This window comes from Syntrophorhabdaceae bacterium (genome assembly GCA_028713955.1).
Classification (GTDB): domain Bacteria; phylum Desulfobacterota; class Syntrophorhabdia; order Syntrophorhabdales; family Syntrophorhabdaceae; genus UBA5609.
Window position 1 is genome coordinate 1 of record JAQTNJ010000340.1, and the last position, 2,803, is coordinate 2,803.

Sequence of the window (2,803 nt, forward strand, 5' to 3'; positions counted from 1 at the left end):
TGGACACGGAAGCCGCTGGAGCATCAGACGATCTTGCTACGATCTACGGCGGAGAAGATGGGATGATGATCTGCATCCGCGCTGAGAACACGGCGCGGACTATTGTCATCAAACACGGTACGGGAAACATCGAGTGTGGCGGGGCTGACGTTAGCCTTGATGCGACTGACCAGTATGCCATGCTGCTCTATGATAGGGCGCTGTCTAAGTGGGTTATGGTCGGCGGGTCGGGCGGCGGCGTTGCGGGGGATGTTGTAGGGCCAGCCGGAGCCGTCGATGGCAAAGTCGCCCTCTTTGACGGAGCAACTGGCAAACTCATCAAAGACGGCGGCGTGTCGCTGGGAGCGGGTACTTCTGGCGGCGTACCCTATTACAGCGCGGCGGCAACTCTTGGTTCGAGCGCGGCCCTAACTGCGAATGCCGTTGTGGTGGGGGGCGGAGCAGGGGCATCTCCGGCGACAATCTCAGCCTCAACGACCACGACTCACGCCCTATTCGCCACGGCTGGCGCGCCGGCGTTCCGGGCGATCGCGGGGACCGATGGCGTACTACTTGCACCGACAGGGACAAGCTGGGAGAATAGAACCTATAAGGGATATGAAGTCGTTGATACCGAGACTACATACACCATCGGGTCAGGGCAGGATTTTGCGTCGCTGTATGCCGCGTCGTTGGCACTAAGGGGCCTAATTCTAGAGGCCGACGTAAACCTCGTGCTAACTGGGCACATCGAGGAGACAACGGCAATCATCTTCACTGGACTCATATCGTCTGGCGGGATGCTGAGGATAGATCCTACAGATAGCGATTACACGGTGACGCTAAATCCAACTGGAACTAGCCAACGTGCACTGACATTCAGCGGCCCTGTACGAGCTTGGATCGGGTATTCCACGGCAACAAACAAAGGGACTCTCAAAGCAGGGAAGGATATGGATGCCTTGGTGCAAGTAACGTATGGGGCCTATCTGTCCCTGGCGGCGAAAGCGATTGACGCAGACAGCAAGACAATCGCCAAACTCATCTACGTCAACAACAGAGCGGTACTACGGCAGCAGACGACTGCCTGGTCAAATATCGGCTCCGTAACAGCATGTTGTCTGGTGGCCTATTCGGGGGAGGCGCGAATGGATAGTGATCCTACATCTCTGACAGTATCGGCTGGCGGATTCGTTGTGAATGCAGCAGGCAATCTGATTACAGCGGCTGGTACGTTCACCCCGTAGGAGGTGAGCATGGACGCGGTTATCGTTGGCGGTACTGTCGTGTGGATCAACGGTGCTCGGCGTGGTTTCCGCTCGGATTCGCAAGGTGTATCGGTCCCGATTCCAGATCAGGTCGTGTCGAGATTCTTCTCACGTGATGACTTGGAGAACACTCTCTTTGCTCCGTTCGCCTATCCGGGCGACCTGTTGACGTACGCGGAGGGCATGGCAGTAGATAGAGAGACGGGGAAGGTTATCTCCGAGGCGATGCACCCACTGTGCGGGACAGAGGAGCAGCTTGGCATCCTCCGCGATCAACTCGTCCAAATCCTCAACACGCTGGGGGTTGAGGCGACGGCGGACTTCGCTCGACTGAACGAGATCGCTACTCGATGTATTGAGAACGGGCAGAAGCAAAAGGCAGAAATGTACTATGGCTAATCTCGGGGCTTGTTATAACTTGCAGAACAGTGGGTGTCTGCGTGAACTCTACGAAGGGGGCATGACTGTAGAGCGACTTACAAAACTAACAGGCCGTAGTTATGGGACGTTGCACTACTGGTTACGCAAACAAGGGACCGCGTTCAGAGATCCGTGGAAGTCCAACAGCGTAGAGCTATCTAGTGAGGCTGTTGAGTTTATAGACGGCGAGTTGTTGGGTGACGGGAGCCTGTTTTCACACTCGGGACGGTCGGCAAGTTTTAGCCATACCTCGATGCACTATCCATACTCTCATTTCGTGATGGAGATTCTGTCTGGTTATGGGCTAGAACTGTCCGGTGGAATCTACGAGCGCTCAGGTGATAGGTCTTTCTTCCCGCGCTACCCCGACAGTAAGGGCCATCCAGCATACTCGATCCAGACAAGATCGTACTTAGAGTTACTGCCGCTCAGGCGTCGGTGGTATCCGAACGAGAAGAAGATTGCTCCAGCGGATCTCACCTTGACGCCGCTAATCTGCCGCCAGTGGTATCTTGGAGATGGGCACCTTTACCGCGGGAGAGGGGGGCTTCACATCTCGCTATGTACTCAGGGATTTGCCGATAGGCACATTACGAGGCTTGTCAATAAACTCAACGAAATCGGTTTCTGCGCAACAATGCAATCTAATAGGACAATTCGGATCTGGAAACGATCGATAGTTGGCTTCATCGATTTCATCGGGCCATGTCCTCCCGAGATTGAAGGAGTTCTTGGTTACAAGTGGGCGTTGCCAGAAGACAGGTATCCGCGCACGTTTAGAAAAACACCGATGGAGATTGCTATCGAAGCAGGAGGGGAGTGATGCCAAAGACAACTAAGCTCGATACGAAGAAGGCTGGCTCAGTCCTCAAGCGGCTAGAGAAGCTGGAAAAGAAGGGCTGATGCTCCTCGTTCTTGGCTCGTCCGGGATGCTTGGCCATAAGTTATGCCAAGTAGCCTCACAAAGCATCGAGACAATTGGGATTGGGCGAGAGCGTGTTGATGCGATAGACATCAGAACGGCAGAGCGAGCCCTTGCCGATACTCGCCCCGATGTCGTTGTAAACTGCATTGGGATCGTCAAGCAGTCACCTCTCGCTCAAGATCCGCTTGAGTCGATCACGGTCAATGCCCTC

Annotated in this window: 4 protein-coding genes; all 4 read left to right on the forward strand. The window is 54.9% G+C overall.

Features of this window, described 5'->3' with window-relative positions; genetic code table 11:
* Positions 1-1,226, forward strand: a 1,226-nt coding sequence (locus PHU49_16715; protein MDD5245653.1) for a hypothetical protein, incomplete at its 5' end; no start/stop codon positions are given.
* A 9-nt stretch (positions 1,227-1,235) separates the two neighbouring features.
* A complete protein-coding gene (locus PHU49_16720; GenBank protein ID MDD5245654.1) occupies positions 1,236-1,646 on the forward strand; it encodes a hypothetical protein in 411 nt (136 codons plus the stop codon).
* Between the two features lie 61 nt (positions 1,647-1,707).
* Positions 1,708-2,490 (forward strand): hypothetical protein, encoded by a 783-nt coding sequence (locus tag PHU49_16725; protein ID MDD5245655.1) that lies wholly within the window; start codon positions 1,708-1,710, stop codon positions 2,488-2,490.
* A gap of 79 nt (positions 2,491-2,569) precedes the next feature.
* Positions 2,570-2,803 (forward strand): sugar nucleotide-binding protein (locus tag PHU49_16730; protein MDD5245656.1); only part of this gene is annotated, 234 nt, incomplete at its 3' end.